Raw genomic sequence first — 17,759 nt, forward strand, 5'->3', positions numbered from 1 at the left:
CTACCCTGGCCGAGTAGCTGTCAGGCATGGGGGGATGCACCGTGTACAGCATCATCGTCGTACCTCCGGCGACCGCGCCGGAGGACTCCGGCCGCCGTGACCAGTACCGTCTGGCTCCCGGCGAGCGCCTCTCCTTCGGCCGCGCCCCGCAGGGCGACGGCCTGCGCATCGCCCACGACGGCGTGTCCCGCAGAGCGGGGGAGATCACCGCGCAGGGCGCCTTCTGGCTGCTGAGCAACCTCAGCCGGGAGCAGACGTACGTCGTGGAGAACCCGGAGGGAGCGGGCGAGCACATCAAGGTCGGGCCGGGCCGGCTGGACGCCCCGGTGCCGTTCGAGTTCTCCCGGATCGTGCTGCCGGCCTGCGGCGACCTGCTGCCGCTGGAAGTGTGGGCCCCGTGCCACGAACACGTCCGCCACGACGCCGGTGACGACGGCGCCGCCACCGCGCCCGCCTTCTCCCTGGACCGCTCCAAGCGCTACTTCGCCGTGCTGGCCGCGCTGTGCGAGCCCCGGCTGCGCGGCGAGCCGCACGCCCCGCTGCCCACGGTCGAGCAGGCGGTGGAGCGGCTGCGCCCGCTGTGGCCGGCCGCGTCCCGCGCCTCGGTGCAGTGGAACATCGACTACCTGGCGGTGAAGCTGCGCCTCAAACCCGGTCCGGAGACCGCGGAGCCGGGGCCGCGGCTGAACGGCAAGAAGGAGTCGCTGGTCTCCCTGGCGCTCCGTTTCGACCTGGTCCGCGAGGACGACCTGTCGGTCCTGGCGGCCCCGCTCCGCCAGGGGGGCCGGTGACCGGGACGTACGCCGTGCCGGTGCCCAAGGGGTACCGGGTGGGCGCGTGGGAGGTGCGCGAGCCGCTCGCGACGGGCGCGTTCGGCAGCGTGTACGCCGGCCGCCGCGCCGAGGGCGGCGAGGACGGGCCGCGCACGGCCGCGCTGAAGTTCCTGCCCACCGGCACCCGCACCCCGCGCCAGCTGCACCACCTGCGCGAACTGGCCGAGCGGGAGGTGGACGTGCTGCGCCGGCTGAAGCAGCCGCGCCTGATCCGCATGTACGAGACGCTCACCGTCGACGATCCCGGCCGCCCGGAGCTGGACGGCGCCACCGTGCTGGTGCTGGAGAGGGCGGAGGGCTCCCTGTCGGCGCTGCTGGCCGCCTCGCCCCGGCCCGGCGCCGGCCCCGGCCTGCTCGCCCAGACCTGCGAGGGGCTGGCCCAGCTGCACCGGGCGGGCTGGGTGCACGGTGACCTGAAACCGGCCAACGTGCTGCTGATGGCGGACGGTTCGGTCCGCCTCGCCGACTTCAACATGGCCGCGGAGCTGGAGGGCACCCACGCCTACACGTCCGCGTTCGCCACGCCCGACTACACCCCGCCCGAGCTGCTGTGGTCCGAGATCGGCGAGCGGGGCCGCCGGATCCGCGCGTCCGCCGACGTGTGGGCGTTCGGGGTGCTCGCCCACCTGGTCCTCACCGGCGCCTTCCCGCTGCCCGGCGCCACGCCCGCGGCCCGCCGCACGGCCGCCGCCGCGTACGCCTCCGGCACGGACGAGCTGCGGCTCTCCCCCGAGCTGCCGGACGCCTGGCGGGACATCGTCCGCGCCTGTCTGGCCCGCACCCACGAGGAGCGGATCGGCGTGGCGGACCTGCTGCGGCGGGTGCGGGAGGCGGCCGGCACGGGGCGCCCGTTCCCGCTGCCCCGGCTGCTGCCCGCCCGGCGCCGCTCCCGGCGGGCGGTCGCCGTCTCCGCGGCCCTCGCCACCGTCACGGTGACCGTCCTCGGGTACGGCGTCGACCGGTGGGCCGCGTCCGGCGGCGAGCCGGGCGCGCGCACGGACGCCGCCACGTACGGCGCCGACGTGCTGCGCACCGACCGGGGCGTGCCCGCCGCCTACCGGCTGCTGATCGTGGAGACGGCGCACGACTGCCCGAGCGAGGACGTCTCCGCGCCGCTGATCGCGGCGATGCTGAAGGTGGAGAGCGACTTCGACCCCGACCTGGCCGACCCGGTCACCGACGAGTACGGCATCGCGCGCTGGACCCCGAAGGTGCTGCGGTGGTGGATGAACGAGGACGGCACGCCCGCCGAGAACGTGCCCGAACCGCCGTTCCCGCCCGCCGAGTCGGTGCCCGCGATGGGCCGCTACCTGTGCTGGATCGCGCCGCGGCTGGACGAGGAGCTGCGGGAGGACCGGCGGGTGCTGATCGCCGCCGCCTACCGCACGTCGTGGCGCCGGGTGAACGACGCGGGGGGCGTCCCCGCCAAGTACCGCGCCTACGCCGACCGCGTCGCCCATTACCTCGAGGAGTACACCCCGCCGGGCGGGAGGTGACCCTCGCAGCTGTGAGGTACCGGGCGGCGGGATCCCCCGGCACGGTGTGAGCACACCGCCTCGGCGGTGCCACCGACCAGTTCGTCCATGGGGGAAACAGTCATGAGGGAAACAGTGAACACGTTCAGGTCCGCCGCGCTGCTCGTCGCGGCCACCGCACTCGTCGCCGGCGGCTCGGTCGCGGCCACCGCCGCCCCCGGCCCCGACGGCACCCGGGTCACCTCCGTGCGGGAGGGGGAGGACGGCACCCGCGTCACCGCGCTCCAGAAGGCGGCCGAGCGGGTGGTGGGCAGCGACGCGAAGCCGCGGGAGGTGACCGCCGACGCGGTCCGCTACGACGGCCTGACCGTCACGGCCGCGCCCCGGGGCGAGGCGTCCACCAAGGCCCTGTCCTGCGGCTACGGGCACCTGTGCATGGTCGTCAACGGTACGAAGTTCGACTTCTACACGTGCCGGACGTGGAAGCTGAGCAACTGGACCGGCGACGGCCCGTTCACCAACAACCAGACGCCGGGCACGGTCGCCCGCTTCTACAACAAGGACGGCAGCGTCCGCTGGACGTCCACGGCGTACGAGTCGGGCACGGCCGCCTGGGACCCGATCTGGTACCTGCGCCCCTGCTGACGCGGCGGGCGTGACGGGGGGGTGGCCCCGGTCCCTCCTCGGGACCGGGGCCACCCCCCGTCGTGCGCGGGATCAGTGGAAGAAGTGCCGCGTCCCCGTGAAGTACATCGTCACGCCCGCCTTCTCGGCGGCCTCCACGACCAGTTCGTCGCGGACCGAGCCGCCGGGCTGGACGACGGCCTTCACGCCGGCCTCGGTGAGGATCTCCAGACCGTCGGGGAACGGGAAGAACGCGTCGGAGGCGGCGAAGGAGCCACGGGCGCGTTCGGCGCCGGCCCGCTCGACCGCCAGCTTCGCGGAGTCGACGCGGTTGACCTGGCCCATGCCGACGCCGACGGAGGCGCCGTCCTTGGCGAGCAGGATCGCGTTGGACTTCACCGCGCGGCAGGCCTTCCAGGCGAAGGCCAGGTCGGCCAGCTCGGCCTCGGACAGGGCCTCGCCGGTGGCCAGCGTCCAGGTGGCCGGGTCGTCGCCCTCGGCCTGGAGCCGGTCGGTGACCTGGAGCAGCGCGCCGCCGTCGATCGGCTTGACCTCGACCGGGGCGGACGGCGCCTGCGGGGCGCGCAGCACGCGGATGTTCTTCTTCTTGGTGAGGGCCTCGAGCGCGCCGTCCTCGTAGTCCGGCGCGACGATGACCTCGGTGAAGATTTCCGCGACCTGCTCGGCCATCTCCTTCGACACCGGCCGGTTGACCGCGATCACACCGCCGAACGCGGACAGCGGGTCGCAGGCGTGCGCCTTGCGGTGCGCCTCGGCGACGTCCGCGCCGACCGCGATGCCGCACGGGTTGGCGTGCTTGATGATCGCGACGGCCGGGGCGTCGTGGTCGTACGCGGCACGGAGCGCGGCGTCCGTGTCCGTGTAGTTGTTGTACGACATCTCCTTGCCGTGCAGCTGCTCGGCCTCGGCGAGACCGCCCGTCCCCGACACGTAGAGGGCGGCCGGCTGGTGCGGGTTCTCGCCGTAGCGGAGGGTGTCCTTGCGCTCCCAGGTGGCGCCGAGGAAGTCGGGGAACGGGGAGTCGTCGACGGGCGCGTACGCGGAGGCGAACCAGCTCGCGACGGCGACGTCGTACGCGGCTGTGTGCTGGAAGGCCTCGGCGGCGAGCCGCTTGCGGGTGGCGAGGTCGAAACCGCCGCCCCGGACCGCGGCGAGCACGTCGCCGTAGCGGGCGGGGCTGGTGACGACGGCGACCGACGGGTGGTTCTTGGCGGCGGCGCGGACCATCGAGGGGCCGCCGATGTCGATCTGCTCCACGCACTCGTCGGGCGTGGCCCCGGAGGCGACGGTCTCGCGGAACGGGTAGAGGTTCACGACCACCAGGTCGAACGGCTCCACACCGAGGTCCTCGAGCTGCTTCTCGTGGTCGGCGAGACGCAGGTCGGCGAGGATGCCGGCGTGCACCTTCGGGTGCAGGGTCTTGACCCGGCCGTCCAGGCACTCGGGGAAGCCGGTCAGCTCCTCGACCTTGGTCACGGGGACGCCCGCGGCGGCGATCTTCGCGGCGGTGGACCCGGTGGAGACCAGCTCCACCCCGGCCTCGTGCAGGCCGCGCGCGAGATCCTCGAGGCCGGTCTTGTCGTAGACGCTGACGAGCGCCCGTCGAATGGCCCGCTTGTTGCTCTCGGCGGTCACTGGATAACTACCTTTCGTCCCTCGATGCGATAGCCGTTGCGGGCGAGGCGCCCCACGACCTCGACGAGCAGCTTTCGCTCGACTTCCTTGATGCGCTCGTGCAGAGCGCTCTCGTCGTCCTCGTCCCGGACCTCCACCACGCCCTGCGCGATGATCGGACCGGTGTCGACGCCGTCGTCGACGAAGTGGACGGTGCAGCCGGTGACCTTGGCGCCGTACGCGAGCGCGTCCCGTACGCCGTGGGCTCCCGGGAAACTGGGCAGCAGGGCGGGGTGGGTGTTGACGAACCGCCCGCCGAAGCGCGCGAGGAACTCCTTCCCCACGATCTTCATGAACCCGGCGGACACCACGAGGTCGGGCTCGTACGCGGCGACGGCCTCGGCGAGCGCCGCGTCCCACTCCTCACGGGTCGCGTGGTCCTTGACCTTGCACACGAAGGTCGGCAGCCCGGCGCGCCGGGCCCGGGCCAGCCCTTCGATGCCCTCGCGGTCCGCGCCGACGGCGACGACCTCGGCCCCGTAGGCCTCGGCTCCGACGGCGGCGATCTCGTCGAGGAGCGCCTGCAGGTTGGTGCCGGATCCGGAGACCAGCACGACGAGACGCCTGGCGTGCTCGGCCACGGTGGGGCCCTTTCTCGGGGAGCGTCTGTGCGGTCGGCGGCACAGCGCTTTGTACATTCCTCCGAATGCTTCGCGCCCCCTGATACGGGGAAGCCTACGAAGCGGCCGACCGGCAGCAACGATACCGGCACCCCCGACGGGCCCCCACGGGACGGGGGCGTGGCCGGAAGGTAGCGTCTGGTGAGAGCCGGCCGGGGTACGCGAGTCCTGGACGCCGGGGCGCACGGGAACGCGGACCGCGCACCGATCGTTCACAGGGCGACGGACCCGGGCCGCGCGGAGCTGACGGGAACGCACCAGCTCACAGCTCACTCGTAGTCGATACGTCGTGCGAGGCGGTCACACCGCACCCACGCCGTGCTTCACAAAGGGGAAGACGCTCACTTGATGCCGGACCGCAGCCTGCGACTCCTCACGTTCCCCCAGCAGTCGGCCCAGGGAGGGGAGCGTGGCGCCGTGCTGCTGCGGGAGCGCCCGTCCTCGTCCCCCGACGCCTCCCAGGGCGAGGCCGGCGACGACCGCCGCGACGCCCGGGGCCAGGGGGCCGGTCAGGACGACAACCCGTTCGCGCCCCCGCCGGAGGGCACGCCCGACCGCCCCTGGCAGCCCCGTCACCCCTCGGGCGGCGGGGACGGGGGCGGCCGTTCACCCTGGGGCCGCAACTGGAGCGACCGGCAGCCCGGCCGCTCGCCCGGCGGCTTCGGCGAGCGCCCGCGCGGCCCGGAGGGGCAAGGCGGCGGCCAGCAGGGCCCGGGCATGCGCTGGGATCCCACGGACCCGGCACAGCGCCGCGCGCGCTACGCCCTGCTGGGCGGCATGTGGGCCTTCTTCTTCGCCCTCTTCAACTGGCCGTACCTGGCGCTGCTGCTGGGCGCTCTCGCCCTGTACTGGGGCATCAGCGCCCTGCGCGCCAAGCCCCGCGGGCAGGACCCGGACACCCCGGCGTCCGAGCAGAAGGCCCGCCCGCAGACCACGGCGGCGATCAGCGGCCTGGTCCTGGGGTCGCTGGCGCTGCTCCTGGTGGCCGGGGTCTTCGGCGCCCGCCTGGTCTACAGCGACTACTACGAGTGCACCAGCGACGCCCTCACGCAGCAGGCGCGCCAGTCCTGCGGCGACCATCTGCCGGAGCAGCTGCGCGGCCTGCTGGACGAGGAAGGCTGACGGGAAGCGCGCGGGGAGTCCGCCGGACCCCGTCCGCCCGCTCACGCGGGCGGACGGGGTCCGGCGCTCCGGGGACCGAGCGCCACTGGCGTACGTCGGGGGCGGAGGGTGAGGTGCCGTGGCCGCCGCCGTCGTCGCCGTCGTCGCCGTCGTCGCCGTCGCCGTCGTCGCCGTCGTCGCTGTCGTGGTCGAGCAGGTAGGGCTCGTCCTGGGCGGCGGGCGGGACCGGCCGCGGGGCGCCCTGCTCGTGGTTCCGGACGAGTCAGCGGCGGCGGGGGCGCCGCGTCCTCCCGGCCGGACGCGGAACGACCGGACGGCGGCGGGGCGCGGCCGCACGGCCCGGACGCCCGTCGCCCCCGTCCCGCCCGTACGACCGCCGGCGGCGCCAGGCCCGTACGGTCAGGGCCGTCGGGGCCGCCGTCAGCCCGAGCCACACCGCCGTCGCCGCGCCCACCTGCCACCACACCGGGCCGAACCGGGCCAGCGCGGCCGTGCCCAGCGGACCGCCCGCCAGCCCGGCGAGCAGCGCCAGCAGCATCCCGCACAGCGCCGCCGCGAGAACCGCCGCACCCGCGGTCCGGCCCGCCGTCCGGGCGCCGAGCCGCCCCCCGCCCGTCACGGACCCCCGGCCGACGAACCAGCCGACCACCGCCCCCGCCGCCAGCGGCACCGCCACGACCGCCCCGTGCAGCGCCGTGCCCGCGCCCGGGTCCGGCACCGCCGCCAGCAGCGGGAACGGCGGCAGAAGCGGCGCGTCCCGCGAACCGAACGGCGTCACCGGGGCCCCGGCGCCGAGCAGGAAGCCGGGGCCGAGGGCGTAGGCCGCCGCCCACACCGCCGCGTTCGGCAGCAGCGTGACGCAGAGGAGCGCCGCCGCCACCCACCCCGACCAGCCCTCGGCCAGCCGCCCGAACGCCCCGCGGGTCTCGCCGCCGTGCCACACCAGCGACACCGTCAGCAGCACCGCCCCGCCCGCGACCAGCACCGTCGCCCCCGCTGCCGCCGCGCGCGCCGCCACACCGGGGCGGCCGTCCGGGCCCAGCACCAGGTGGCGCGCGCCCCGGGGCAGTACCGCACCCAGCAGCCGCTCCAGCGGTCCGCTGGGCCGTCCGTACGCGGTCCACACCCCCGCCCCGGCAGCCACCACCGCGACCAGCGGCACGCACACCGCCGTCGGCGCCCACGCGGGCCGCAGCACACCGCCGGCGGCGTAGAGGGCGGCGGGGGCGCCGACGGCGAGGTAGCCGAGGACGACGCCCGCCCACGCGGTACGGCCGGGCACCAGCGGGGCGTCGTCGCGGGCGCCTCCCTCGGCGGTGTCCCGCGCCGCCCGGTGCAGCAGCCACAGCGGCACCGCGAGGAGCAGCAGCGGGGGCACGCCCATCGGGGCGGGGGCGCCGGAGAGGGTGTCCACACGGACCAGTTCGGCGCCGTGCGCCAGCAGCCAGAGCGCCGCCGCGACGTGCAGGGCTCCACCGGGTCCGCTGTCCGGGTACGGCGAGCTGACCCACAGCAGCATCACGAGCACGGTGAACGCCGCGAGGCCCAGCCCGGCCGCGAGGGCGCCACCGACAAGGCCGGAGGCCAGTCCGGGCGAGCGGCGGCGCCGCCTGAGGAGCAGGGAGGCCGGCGTCGATCGGCGTACGGTCGTCTGGATCACGCCCGCCATGCTCCCAACGACACGCGCTTTTCCGGCGTAACGAGCGAAGACCGGCTGTGTCGCTAAAAATACGCTTATGTACTTTTCCGTACTGAGGGACGCCCAGTGACACGGCGCCCCGCCATCCCGCTCCCCCCGCCCAAGGAACGCCGACGCCTGCGTGAGGCCGGCTCGCTGACGCGCGCTCAGCTCGCCGGACGGCTCGGCGTGCGCCCCGACACGGTGCGGGCGTGGGAGTCCGGCCGCAGCACGCCACGAGGCCGGAACCGCAAGGCGTACGCGGACCTGCTGACCGCCCTTGCGACGGAAAGTCAGCCGGCCGGTCGGCCCGCCGTGGTGACGATCCGTGCGACGGCGGCCGGAAGCGGCGACGGCCCGGACCGGGGCACGCCCACCGACCCCGCCGCGTTCGTCCTGGTACCGGTGCCCGGGATCACGGTGACGACCTCTCCGACGGAAGCGGACACACCGTCACCTCCGGTCCCGTCTCCGGCGCCGGAGGCCCACCCGTCCCCCGGCGGCGGCCCGTGGCCGGAGGCCGGGGCAGGTGCACCGGAGCCGGCGGCCGGTCCGACGCCGGGAAGCGGACCGGTGCCCGAGGGTGAACCCGCGCCGCACGGCGAACCGGTGCCGGAAGACGGGGCGAATCCGGATGCCGAACGGGAACCGGCGGGCAAGCCGGACCCCGGAGCCGGACCGTCGCGAGAAGCGGGACATGGGTCGGGCGGTGGCCGGGAGCCGGAAGACGCGTCCCCACCGGGAGGCGGACCGGAGCCGCAGAGCGGACGCGTGTCGGAAGACGGGCCGGGTCCGGAAGGCGGAGCCGAGCCGGAGGACGAGCCGGGGTCGCGGGACGAGCCGGGGGCAGAAGGCGGAGCCGAGCCGGAGGACGAGCCGGGGTCGCGGGACGAGCCGGGGGCAGAAGACAGGCCGAGGCCGAAGGACGAGCCGGGGCCGAAGGACGAGCCGAGGCCGAAGGACGAGCCGGGTTCGAAGGACGGGCCGGGTTCGAGCCGCGGCCGCTCGTCCGGGGCCGGGTCGCGGAGGCGGAGGGGGACGTCCTGGGCGCGGGCGTTGTTGCCGGGGCGGGGTGGGCGGCCGGCGGGCAGGGGCCGCGCGTCGGTGACCGCCCCCGCCCCGCGGGAGGCGTCCCCGTACCTGGCGCCCGCTCAGGCCTTCGACGCGCTGTACGCGTACTGCGCGCCCACTCTCGTCCGGCAGGCGTACCTGCTCACCGGGCGGCGCGACCTCGCGCACGAGTCCGTGGAGCGGGCCTTCCAGCGGGCGTGGGACCACTGGCCGGAGGTGGCGCGCGACCCGGACCCGGCCGGCTGGGTGCGCGCGGCCACGCACGACTGGGCCCTCTCCCCCTGGCACCGCCTCCGCCACCGCTACCGGCACCCCGACCCCCCGCCGCCCGAGGAGGAGGACCGCGCGCTGCTGGACGCGCTGCTGAGCCTGCCGCCGCCGTACCGCCGCACGCTCGTGCTGTACGACGGCGTCGGCCTGGACCTGCCCGAGACGGCGGCGGAGACGGAGGCCAGCACCCGGGCGGCGGCCGGGCGGCTGATGTGCGCGCGGGAGGTCCTCGCGGAGCGGCTGCCGGAGCTGGCCGATCCGGGGGAACTGCACGACCGGCTGGCGGAGCTGGCGTCCGCCGGACGGACGCGGGCGGCGGAGCCGGCGGCGGTGCGCGGCGGCGGTGAGCGCCGGGCGCGTCTGCGGACGCGGACGGCGACGGCCGTCACCGTCGTCCTGATCGGCAGCACGGCGATGACCCTGCACACGGCGCCCACGCACTACGTGCCGCCCGTGCCGCCGGGCGAGACGGTGCGGGGCCTGCCGCCCCGGGCGGCGCCCGGCCCGCTCTCGGACGAGCGGCGTGAGCTGCGCGCCCGGCTGCGCGAGGCCCTGCTCGACGGCCCCGAACGCCTGGCCCCCCAGGCCCGCTGATCCCGCCGGGCGGGGCAGGGGCGGTGCGCGAAGACGGGTGGGCCCGTCCCCCACCGCGGGGAACGGGCCCACCCGTATGATGCGCTGTCGCGCCGGCGGTTCAGCCGGCGAGGATCGCGCGCGCCAGCTTGGCGGTCTCGGTCGGCGTCTTGCCGACCTTGACGCCGGCGGCCTCGAGGGCCTCCTTCTTCGCCTGCGCGGTGCCGGAGGAACCGGAGACGATGGCGCCGGCGTGACCCATGGTCTTGCCCTCCGGCGCGGTGAAGCCCGCGACGTAGCCGACGACCGGCTTGGTCACGTTGTCCTTGATGAACGCCGCGGCACGCTCCTCGGCGTCGCCGCCGATCTCACCGATCATCACGATGAGGTCGGTCCCGGGGTCGGCCTCGAACGCGGCGAGCGCGTCGATGTGCGTGGTGCCGATGATCGGGTCGCCACCGATGCCGACGGCGGTCGAGAAGCCGATGTCACGCAGCTCGTACATCATCTGGTACGTCAGCGTGCCGGACTTCGAGACCAGGCCGATGCGGCCCGGCTTGGTGATGTCGCCCGGGATGATGCCGACGTTCGACTGGCCCGGGGTGATGATGCCGGGGCAGTTCGGGCCGATGATCCGGGTCTTGTTGCCCTTCTTGCCGGCGTGCGCCCAGAAGGCGGCCGTGTCGTGCACGGCGATGCCCTCGGTGATCACGACGGCCAGCGGGATCTCGGCGTCGATGGCCTCGACGACCGCGTCCTTGGTGAACTTCTCCGGCACGAAGATGACGGAGACGTTGGCGCCGGTCTTCTCGATGGCCTCCTTGACGGTCCCGAAGACGGGTACCTCGGTGCCGTCGAAGTCCACGGTCTGACCCGCCTTGCGCGGGTTCACGCCGCCCACGACGTTCGTGCCGTCACCGAGCATGAGCTTGGTGTGCTTCATGCCCGTGGCGCCGGTCATGCCCTGGACGATGACCTTGCTGTCCTTGTTGAGCCAGATAGCCATGGTGTGTTGGTGTCCTCGTCCTGAGTGCTTACTTGGCGGCGTGGGCCAGCTCGGCGGCCTTGTCGGCCGCGCCGTCCATGGTGTCGACGCGCTGCACCAGCGGGTGGTTCGCGTCGGTGAGGATCTGCCGGCCGAGCTCGGCGTTGTTGCCGTCGAGGCGGACGACGAGCGGCTTCTCGACCTTCTCGCCGCGGTCCTCCAGCAGCTTCAGGGCCTGGACGATGCCGTTGGCGACCTCGTCGCAGGCGGTGATGCCGCCGAAGACGTTGACGAAGACGGACTTGACGTCCGGGTCGCCGAGGATGATCTCGAGGCCGTTGGCCATGACCTGGGCGGAGGCGCCACCGCCGATGTCCAGGAAGTTGGCCGGCTTGACGTTGCCGTGCTTCTCACCGGCGTACGCGACGACGTCCAGGGTGCTCATGACGAGACCCGCGCCGTTGCCGATGATGCCGACCTCGCCGTCGAGCTTGACGTAGTTGAGGTTCTTCTCCTTGGCGGCGGCCTCGAGCGGGTTCGCCGCGGCCTTGTCCTGGAGCTCCTCGTACTCGGGGTGACGGAACTCGGCGTTGTCGTCGAGCGACACCTTGCCGTCCAGGGCGATGACGTCACCGGAGGCGACCTTCGCCAGCGGGTTGACCTCGACGAGGAGGGCGTCCGACTTGATGAAGGTGTCCCACAGCTTGATCAGGACGTTCGCGACCTTGTCCGCGACCTCGGCCGGGAACTTGGCGGCCTCGACGATCTCGCGGGCCTTGGCCTCGTCCACACCGTCGATGGCGTCGATCGCGGTCTTGGCGACGGCCTCCGGACGGGTGGCCGCCACCTCCTCGATCTCCATGCCGCCCTCGACGGACGCGATGGAGAGGAAGGTGCGGTTGGCACGGTCGAGGAGGAAGGAGACGTAGTACTCCTCCAGGATCTCCGGGGCCGTCTCGGCGATCATCACCTTGTGGACCGTGTGGCCCTTGATGTCCATGCCGAGGATGTCCGTCGCGCGGGCGACGGCCTCGTCCGGGGTCGCGGCGAGCTTCACGCCGCCGGCCTTGCCACGGCCGCCGACCTTCACCTGGGCCTTGACGACGGACTTGCCACCGAGACGCTCCGTGGCTGCGCGGGCCGCCTCAGGCGTGTCGATGACTTCACCGGCCAGCACCGGTACATCGTGCTTGGCGAAGAGGTCCCTCGCCTGGTACTCGAACAGGTCCACGCGCTTCCGTCCCTATCAGTGATCTCGCGGTTCGTTGGATGCGTGGGCGTGCCGCGAAGGGCAACGTGACGTCCGCTCTGTCACAAGGGAGGCGCACACGGTGTCCGAGCGCGCGGCATGTCCGCCTCGCAGGTTATCGCCGCATAGGGGGAGGCTCTAAATCGCGGGTCACACGTGAGCGGTGATACCTGTCACATGATGCCGCCTTCTCCGGCACGCCGTGCCGTGCGTGAGGGGCCTCACCGGGCTGGGGCCGGCCCGGTGAGGCCCTGTCGGACAACCCGGACGGGGCGTGGCACACCCGTGGTCCGGGATTGCGGGACGGCCGGCCTCCCTTCCCCGACGAGGGCCGTCCTCCCCTCCGCGAGGCCGTGTCCGGACGAACCGACGGCTTTCGGCTGTCCGGGTCCTGGCGCCCGCGGAGTCCTTTATTACCCGTGAGTCAGGAACGGACGGCAGGCGGGTGCACGCCGGAGGACGCGGGGAGGGGCGGTTCACGGCGGTTCCGGCCGGGACGGTGTGTGTGGGGTATGGGGGTGGCCGCCGGGGGGCCGTGCCGCTTGCGGCGGCCACGGGGGTCCGCGGGCCGCAGGCGGCGGGGGCAGCCGGCCGGTGCGGGTGCTGCGGGGTGGTGCGCCCCGGCGGGCGGGGGCACGGGGGGCCGAGGCGGGCACCTTCGCGGGTCCTCGATCGAACGGTCCCGATCGAACGGCTCTGACCGAACGGTCCCGAGCGAACGGCCCCGGCCCTCGCACGCGACGCCCGCGAGCCCCGCGTCGCCGATGGGCGCTCATGTCCGTCTCAGTGCGGGGAGTCCGGCCCGGCCCCCGCGTCCGGTATCGGCAGCGGGCGCTTCTCGATCGCCGCCGCCATCACCTCCGGGAACAGATCGGGGGTGCAGGCAAACGCCGGCGCCCCCAGCGCCGCGAGGGCCGCCGCGTGCTCCCTGTCGTAGGCGGGCGCCCCTTCGTCGGACAGGGCGAGCAGTGTCACGAACTGCGCGCCCGACGCCTTGACGGCCGCCACCCGCTTGAGCATCTCGTCGCGTATCCCCCCTTCGTAGAGGTCGCTGATCAGCACGACGACCGTGTCGGCGGGGCGGGTGATGCGCGACTGACAGTAGGCGAGCGCCCGGTTGATGTCCGTGCCGCCGCCGAGCCGGGTGGCGAAGAGCACGTCGACCGGGTCGTCGAGACGCTCGGTCAGGTCGGCCACCTCGGTGTCGAAGACGACGAGCCGGGTGGCGACCGCCCGCATGGACGCGAGGACCGCCCCGAACACCGAGGCGTACACGACCGACGACGCCATCGACCCGGACTGGTCCACGCAGAGCACGACCTCCTTCTTCACCGACCGCGAGGCGCGCCCGTAGCCGACGAGCCGCTCGGGCACGACCGTGCCGTGGTCGGGGAGGTAGTGCCGGAGGTTGGCCGCGACGGTGCGGTTCCAGTCGATGTCGTGGTGGCGGGGCCGGCGGACGCGGGCGCCGCGGTCGAGGGCGCCGGTGAGGGTGGCCCGGGTGCGGGTGGCGAGCCGCCGCTCCAGGTCCTCGACGACCTTGCGCACGACCTCCCGTGCCGTCTCCCGCGTCGTCTCCGGCATCGCCTTGGCGAGGGAGAGCAGCGTGCCGACGAGGTGCACGTCGGCCTCGACCGCCTCCAGCATCTCCGGCTCCAGCAGCAGCGTGCCCAGGCCGAGCCGGTCGATGGCGTCGCGCTGCACGACCTGGACGACGGAGGTGGGGAAGTACGTGCGGATGTCCCCGAGCCAGCGCGCCACCGAGGGCGCCGACGCCCCGAGTCCTCCCGCCCGGTCGCGCCCCGTCCTGGGGGTGTCGTCCTTGCCGTAGAGGGCGGTGAGCGCGTCGTCGATCGCGGCGTCCCGTCCGGACAGCGCGTGTCCGGTGCCGTCGGCCGTGTCCCCGCCGAGCACGAGCCGCCACCGGCGCAGCCGCTCCCCCGCCGCGTCCTCCGTCATCGCCGCACCTCCGCTCGCTCCCCGTGCGTCTCCTCGTCGGCGTCCGGCCCCAGCAGCAGCCGCAGCACCGGCAGGACGGCGTCCGCCCGCGCCGTGTCCAGGCCCGGTCCAAAACCGGGCGCGCCGGCTATGAAGGCGTCCGTGCGGCCGGGTCCGCCCGGTCCGCGGCGCACCAGCTCCCCGAGCGTGCGCCGCACCCCCGGCTCGTAGGCGGAGAACGTCCGCCGCAGCAGCGGCAGCACATCGGTGAACGTCTCCGCCGGGACGGCCGTCAGCCACCGGTCGACCAGGCCGAACAGCCGCTCGTCGTGCACCAGGAGCAGCCCGCCGCCGGAGCCTCCGACGAACCCCTCGATCCACGCGGCCGCGTCCGCCGGGGGTGTGCCGGGCGAGAGCACGAGCCCCATGAGCCGCGCCGCCTCGTCCTGCGCCAGTTCCCCCTCGTCCAGCAGCAGCCGCACGGCCCGGCCGCGCAGCACCCCCGGCACGGTGTCCCGCGCGGACAGCGTCCGCAGCACGGAGCGCCAGCGCGCGCGCAGTCCCCCGTCGCGTGCCGCGGGGGCGTCGCCGAGCAGGCCCAGCGCGCCGTGCACCGCGTCGACGTGGCGCCGCATCTCCTCGGCCGCGTCGGCGTCCAGACCGGTGCAGGCGGGGGGCAGTCCGACGAAGACCCGCTCGGCGAGACCCGCGGCGACGTCGGCGAGCGCGGCGGTGTCGGTGCCCCGGACGTCGCCGTAGCGCAGCGAGCGGACCAGGGCGGGGAGCGCCTGCGCGAGGTGGGCGACGTCGGTGTCGAGGGCCGCCCGGTCGGCGAGGACCCGCATCACCGTCGGCAGCGCCTCGGGCAGGGCGGCCAGCAGGCAGTGCTCCGCGAGGCCGGTGACGTCGGCGAGGCCGCGCGCGGCGACCGCGTCCGCCTCCGCCTTGGCGGTCGCGGCGGCGAGCACGGTCGTCCCCCACATCCCCGCCTCCGCCGTGCGCACGGCCAGCTCCGGCTCCCAGCGCAACCGCCAGGTCTCCCGGAAGGTGCCGGTGCCGCCCCGCGAGGCGGCCGGCCGGCCCCAGGCGATGCCGAGCAGCCGCAGCCGGTGCAGCAGGCGGCTGCGGCCCGCGTCGGTCTCCCTGCGCAGGTCGAGGTCCAGCTCCCGCTCGGCCGCCTCCGGTTTCAGCCGCAGCCGGCGCTGCGTCCGCTCCAGGTCCCGCTGCAGCGGGACCGCGGGCGCCGAATCCGGCACGTCCCCCAGCACGTCGCCGACGACCAGCCGGTCGCGCACCAGCGCCAGCGGCACGTCGGACCCCTCGCACATCACCGCCCGTACGGCGTCGGTGGCCTCCCCCAGGCCGGGCAGCGGCCTCCCGCGCAGCGCGGCGAGGGTCTCCGCGAGCCGCACCGCCTCGATGACGTGGCCGGGCGACACGGTCCGGTCCTCGGCCCGCAGCAGCCCCGCGACCTTGGTCAGCCACCGCTCGACCGGCCGGTCCGGGGCCGCGAACAGGTGCGCGTACCACCCCGGGGAGTCGATGCCCGCGCCGTAGCCGCCGGCCCGGGACAGCCTGCGGTGGGTCCAGGGCACCCAGGTCATGTCCGTCTTGATCCTCGGCAGGCCCTTGAGCAGCGCCCGGTCGGCGGTCACGCCCGTGCGCCGCCGCAGCGCCGGCACGTGCCAGGCCCCGCACACCACGGCCACGCCGTCCCCGGCCTCCCGCTGCGCCTCCCGGATCCGCAGCCGCATGTGGGCCTCCCGGATCAGGTCCCGCTCGTGCCCGCCGCTGCCGTACGTCTCCCGCAGGGCCGTCATGGCCTCCTCGAGGGCGGTGAACGGCGCGAGCGCGTCCCCCTCGCCCGCGCCCCGGTGTTCGACGACGTCCTCCCACCAGCGCTCGGCGTCGTCGTACCCGGCGGTGCCGGCGAGCACCCCCAGGGGATCGATCCGCACGTCGTCCACGGCACCCCGTTCCGCCCCGGCCTCCGCGCCGCCGTCCCGCTCGTCCCCGTCCCGCTCCCAGGCCAGGGTGTGGCTTGCCGGCAGGTCGATGAAGCGGGCGGGCACGCCGTGCCGCAGGGCCCAGCGGAGCGCGACCCACTCCGGGGAGAAGGCGGCCAGCGGCCAGAACGCCGACCGGCCGGGCTCGTCCACGGCGTGGGCGAGCAGGGCGACCGGCGGACGCATGGCCTCGTCCGCGGCCAGCGGGACGAGCGGGTCGGCCTCGGGCGGGCCCTCGATCAGCACGACGCGCGGCCGGACCGCCTCCAGCGCGGCCCGCACGGCCCGCGCCGACCCGGGGCCGTGGTGCCGCACCCCGAGCAGCAGCGGCTGCCCGGCGGCCGGCGCCCGGCCGCCGTTCACGCGCCGGCCTCGCGGCAGGCCCGGTAGAAGTCCGACCAGCCCTCGCGCTCGCGGACGACGGTCTCCAGGTACTCCTGCCAGGCGACACGGTCCGCCGCCGGGTCGCGGACGACAGCGCCGAGAACGCCCGCGGCGACGTCGCCGGCCCGCAGCACGCCGTCGCCGAAGTGGGCGGCGAGCGCCAGTCCGCCCGTGACGACCGAGATCGCCTCGGCGGTCGACAGCGTGCCGCTGGGCGACTTCAGCTTCGTCCGGCCGTCGGTGGTCACGCCGTCGCGCAGCTCGCGGAAGACCGTGACGACCCGGCGGATCTCGTCGATGCCCTCGGGCGCCTCCGGCAGGTCCAGCGACCGGCCGATCTGCCGCACGCGGCGCGTGACGATGTCGACCTCCGCCTCCGGGGTCTCCGGCAGCGGCAGCACCACCGTGTTGAACCTGCGGCGCAGGGCGCTGGACAGCTCGTTGACCCCGCGGTCGCGGTCGTTGGCCGTGGCGATCAGGTTGAAGCCGCGGACCGCCTGCACCTCCTGCCCGAGCTCCGGTATCGGCAGGGTCTTCTCGGACAGGATCGTGATCAGGGAGTCCTGGACGTCGGCCGGGATCCGGGTCAGCTCCTCGACGCGGACCGTCCTGCCCTCCGCCATGGCCCGCATCACGGGGCTGGGGACGAGGGCGTCGCGGCTGGGGCCGTGGGCCAGCAGCCGGGCGTAGTTCCAGCCGTAGCGGATGGCCTCCTCCGGGGTGCCGGCCGTGCCCTGCACCAGCAGGGTGGAGTCGCCGCTGACGGCGGCGGCCAGGTGCTCGGAGACCCAGGTCTTGGCCGTTCCGGGCACGCCGAGCAGCAGCAGGGCGCGGTCGGTGGCGAGGGTGGTCACCGCGACCTCCACGACCCGGCGCGGACCCACGTACTTGGGGGTGATCACCGTGCCGTCCGGCAGCGTGCCGCCGAGCAGGTAGGTGGCGACGGCCCAGGGCGACAGGCGCCAGCGGGCCGGGCGCGGACGGTCGTCCTGGGCGGCCAGCGCGGCCAGTTCGTCCGCGAAGGCGTCCTCGGCGTGCGGACGCAGGGTGTCCGCTCCCGCGAGCCCGGTGTCGGCGGGCGCGGAGCCGTCGCGCCGCGGGTCGACGGACGTCGGTTCTGCGGACACAGACATGGCTGGGTCCCCCTCCAGCTCGGCCGGTTCGGATCTGTCACCCACCGTGCACCACGCCACTGACAATCGGCCCGACCTGCACATACGCCCACCGCACCCCGAC

At 74.9% G+C, this 17,759-nt stretch carries 13 protein-coding genes; 5 read left to right on the forward strand and 8 right to left on the reverse strand.

The annotated features are described in order from the left end of the window. Positions 1–41: 41 nt before the first annotated feature. From C1708_RS12820 to C1708_RS12830, 3 genes are all read left to right on the forward strand, one after another. Complete coding sequence (locus tag C1708_RS12820; RefSeq protein WP_198602482.1) at positions 42–791, forward strand: FHA domain-containing protein; 750 nt, start codon at positions 42–44, stop codon at positions 789–791. Next, entirely contained in the window at positions 788–2,329 is a 1,542-nt protein-coding gene (locus C1708_RS12825) for a protein kinase domain-containing protein (RefSeq protein WP_106412815.1), read from the forward strand. Before C1708_RS12820 ends, C1708_RS12825 begins: the two co-directional genes overlap by 4 nt. A 102-nt stretch (positions 2,330–2,431) precedes the next feature. Continuing rightward, positions 2,432–2,953 carry a hypothetical protein gene (locus tag C1708_RS12830; RefSeq protein ID WP_241911237.1) on the forward strand — a complete coding sequence of 174 codons (522 nt, stop codon included), beginning with the start codon at positions 2,432–2,434 and terminating at the stop codon, positions 2,951–2,953. Between the two features lie 72 nt (positions 2,954–3,025). On the opposite strand, the gene purH is transcribed toward C1708_RS12830, so the two are convergent. Continuing rightward, positions 3,026–4,588: a bifunctional phosphoribosylaminoimidazolecarboxamide formyltransferase/IMP cyclohydrolase gene (purH, locus tag C1708_RS12835; RefSeq protein WP_106412817.1), complete on the reverse strand. Its 1,563-nt coding sequence runs from the start codon at positions 4,586–4,588 to the stop codon at positions 3,026–3,028. Beyond that, positions 4,585–5,265 (reverse strand): phosphoribosylglycinamide formyltransferase, encoded by a 681-nt coding sequence (purN, locus tag C1708_RS12840; protein ID WP_106412818.1) that lies wholly within the window; start codon positions 5,263–5,265, stop codon positions 4,585–4,587. The genes purH and purN overlap by 4 nt, the downstream gene beginning before the upstream one ends. A gap of 330 nt (positions 5,266–5,595) precedes the next feature. Between purN and C1708_RS12845 the strand changes: the two genes are divergently transcribed. After that, positions 5,596–6,369 (forward strand): hypothetical protein, encoded by a 774-nt coding sequence (locus C1708_RS12845; protein ID WP_106412819.1) that lies wholly within the window; start codon positions 5,596–5,598, stop codon positions 6,367–6,369. A gap of 262 nt (positions 6,370–6,631) precedes the next feature. On the opposite strand, the gene C1708_RS12850 is transcribed toward C1708_RS12845, so the two are convergent. Continuing rightward, on the reverse strand, positions 6,632–8,038 hold the full coding sequence (locus C1708_RS12850; RefSeq protein WP_241911238.1) for a cell division protein PerM: 1,407 nt from the start codon (positions 8,036–8,038) through the stop codon (positions 6,632–6,634). Positions 8,039–8,134: 96 nt separating this feature from the next. On the opposite strand from C1708_RS12850, the gene C1708_RS36130 reads away from it, so the two are divergent. Beyond that, complete coding sequence (locus C1708_RS36130) at positions 8,135–9,982, forward strand: helix-turn-helix domain-containing protein (RefSeq protein WP_502696062.1); 1,848 nt, start codon at positions 8,135–8,137, stop codon at positions 9,980–9,982. Positions 9,983–10,082: 100 nt separating this feature from the next. On the opposite strand, the gene sucD is transcribed toward C1708_RS36130, so the two are convergent. The 5 genes from sucD to C1708_RS12890 form a co-directional block, all read right to left on the reverse strand. Next, the gene (gene sucD, locus C1708_RS12865) at positions 10,083–10,967 is read right to left on the reverse strand and encodes a succinate--CoA ligase subunit alpha (RefSeq protein ID WP_106412820.1); all 885 of its coding nucleotides are present in this window, start codon (positions 10,965–10,967) and stop codon (positions 10,083–10,085) included. Between the two features lie 28 nt (positions 10,968–10,995). After that, positions 10,996–12,177: an ADP-forming succinate--CoA ligase subunit beta gene (gene sucC / locus C1708_RS12870; RefSeq protein ID WP_106412821.1), complete on the reverse strand. Its 1,182-nt coding sequence runs from the start codon at positions 12,175–12,177 to the stop codon at positions 10,996–10,998. An 801-nt stretch (positions 12,178–12,978) separates the two neighbouring features. Beyond that, positions 12,979–14,154, reverse strand: coding sequence for a VWA domain-containing protein (locus C1708_RS12880; protein ID WP_106412822.1), 1,176 nt, complete (start codon positions 14,152–14,154; stop codon positions 12,979–12,981). Then, entirely contained in the window at positions 14,151–16,502 is a 2,352-nt protein-coding gene (locus tag C1708_RS12885) for a DUF5682 family protein (RefSeq protein WP_106412823.1), read from the reverse strand. The genes C1708_RS12880 and C1708_RS12885 overlap by 4 nt, the downstream gene beginning before the upstream one ends. After that, complete coding sequence (locus C1708_RS12890) at positions 16,499–17,656, reverse strand: ATP-binding protein (RefSeq protein ID WP_106412824.1); 1,158 nt, start codon at positions 17,654–17,656, stop codon at positions 16,499–16,501. Before C1708_RS12890 ends, C1708_RS12885 begins: the two co-directional genes overlap by 4 nt. Positions 17,657–17,759: the final 103 nt, after the last annotated feature.

The organism is Streptomyces sp. DH-12, assembly GCF_002899455.1.
In the GTDB taxonomy this organism is placed as follows: domain Bacteria; phylum Actinomycetota; class Actinomycetes; order Streptomycetales; family Streptomycetaceae; genus Streptomyces.